This window comes from Mesorhizobium sp. M4A.F.Ca.ET.020.02.1.1, assembly GCF_004022645.1.
Classification (GTDB): Bacteria; Pseudomonadota; Alphaproteobacteria; order Rhizobiales; family Rhizobiaceae; genus Mesorhizobium.
The window spans coordinates 1-2,040 of sequence record NZ_RZOI01000921.1 but is presented as its reverse complement, the minus strand read 5'-3'; the positions used below and the strand labels follow the sequence as shown (position 1 = coordinate 2,040).

Here is a 2,040-nt window from a genome sequence, read left to right as displayed (position 1 = left end):
GTTGATCGCCGCGCCCGGCACGCCGAAGGCGCACGAAATGCCCTCCTTTTCGAGAACGAGAACGGCAGCGTCGACAGCGCGCATCCTGGCCATTTGCAAAGCCTCCACGAATTTGTTGGTTGGCTGAGCATGCCAGCACGCCCGCTATTTTTCAATTTTTTCAGAATATTTTTTCATTTCTAGAAAATAGCTTTTACGATATGATTTCACTACGCTTTCCGTTTTCCAAGAATTCAGTCTCGCGAAGCGGTGAAAAACTTTTTCATTGCCAAATCGGCGAAATAGGCGAGAATGCCTGCCATGGAAACCAGCGAAAAACGGCAGCGAGGCCGTCCGCGCTCCTTCAACGGCCCGTCCGAAGCCGCCTCCGTGCAGTCGCTCGACCGCGCCTTGCGCATCCTTGCCATCGTCGCCGAAGGCAGCGGCCTGTCGCTGAGCGAGATATCGGCGCAAAGCGGCCTTGCCGCCTCCACCGCCTACCGCATGCTGACGACGCTGGAGAACCACGGCATGGTCGAGTTCGACGGCACCGACCAGCTGTGGTCGATCGGCGTCGAGACCTACCGCATGGGCGCCGCGTTCCTGCGCCGCCGCAAGCTGGTCGACCGCGCCCGCATCGTCATGCAGGAACTGATGGAGAAGACCGGCGAGACCGCCAATCTCGGCGTCGCCGAGGACGATTGCGTCGTCTTCGTCAGCCAGGTCGAGACGCACCAGGCGATCCGCGCCTTCTTCCGGCCGGGCACGCGCAGCTCCTTCCATGCCTCCGGCATCGGCAAGGCGGTGCTGGCGCATCTCGATCCCGAGCGTGTCGCTGCCATCCTGCGTCGCGCCGGGCTGGAGCGCTTCACCGACAAGACGATTTCCGACATTTCGGCGCTGGCCCGTGATCTCGTCGCGATCAAGCATCGCGGCTGGTCGGTCGACGACGAGGAGCGGCACCCGGGAATGCGCTGCGTGGCCGCCGCCATCTTCAACGAGTTCGGCGAGCCGATCGGCGGCGTTTCGGTGTCCGGGCCCACCGTTCGGGTGACGCCGGAGCGTCTGGCCGATATCGGTCCGCTGGTGCGCGAAGCGGCGACCGACATAACCAGGATGATCGGCGGGCATTCTTCACAAGGCGCTGCCGAGGCATCGCTGTTCGAGGTCAGCGCCACGCGCTTGCCTTGACTCTGGCCCGGCTTGACACCGGTCCGGCAACGGTCGAAGTCTGCGCATCCGATCCATTCCCGCCTGAAGACGCATGAGCCTCAAGTCCGTCAAAGCCTTCTTCGCCGAGCATGCCCCCGACATCGCGGTGATCGAAACGCCGACAAGTTCGGCGACCGTGGCGCTCGCCGCCGAGGCGCATGGCGTCGAGCCGGGGCAGATCGCCAAGACCATCTGCATGCGGGTCGGCGAGCGGGTGCTGCTGGTGGTCGCCCGCGGCAACGCGCGCATCGACAACCGCAAATCGCGCGATGCCTTCGGCGGCAAGCCGCGCATGCTCGATGCCCAACAGGTGGCGGAGATCACGGGGCATCCGGTCGGCGGCGTCTGCCCCTTCGGCCTCGCCTCGCCGCTGCCTGTCTATTGCGATGTGTCGCTGCGGGCCTTTGACGAGGTCGTGCCGGCGGCCGGCGCCACCAATGCCGCCGTCAGGATAGGCGTCGACCGCATGGCGAGCCTGGTCGGCGCCGAATGGTGCGACATCTGCCAGTAGCTAGCCGTTCGGCAGCGCGCTCTTGCCCGCAATCTCGAAGAAGTCGAGCAGGATCGCCAGCCCGACGCCGCTTGCGGTGAAGATGAGGCCCGCGATGAAGATGCGGTTCGCCCGCTCGTAGATGGGCTTTTGCAGCGAACTTACGTCGAGCAGCAAGGACAGCGCCCGCATCTGCATCGCGATGCCGATCAGGATCGGCACGACGGCGAGTAGATGGTACGTTTGCCAAGGGATCGGATTGGCGGCCCAATGGGTGATGAAGCCCAGCGAAAACGCCAGCAGGATGCCGACGGTGGTGACCGTGCCGTTGCGAAAGACGGGCTCGATCAAGTCTTGCT

General features: G+C 64.1%; 3 protein-coding genes. 2 read left to right on the top strand and 1 reads right to left on the bottom strand.

All coding sequences use genetic code 11. From position 1 onward, the window contains the following. Positions 1–300: 300 nt before the first annotated feature. Positions 301–1,170, top strand: a complete 870-nt coding sequence (gene bhcR, locus EN742_RS33090; RefSeq protein ID WP_128333777.1) for an HTH-type transcriptional regulator BhcR — start codon at positions 301–303, stop codon at positions 1,168–1,170. A 73-nt stretch (positions 1,171–1,243) separates the two neighbouring features. Next, positions 1,244–1,702: a YbaK/EbsC family protein gene (locus tag EN742_RS33085; protein ID WP_127407641.1), complete on the top strand. Its 459-nt coding sequence runs from the start codon at positions 1,244–1,246 to the stop codon at positions 1,700–1,702. Here the strand turns inward: EN742_RS33085 and EN742_RS33080 are convergent. Then, the coding region (locus tag EN742_RS33080) for a hypothetical protein (RefSeq protein WP_128333776.1) at positions 1,703–2,040 on the bottom strand (338 nt) is incomplete at its 5' end.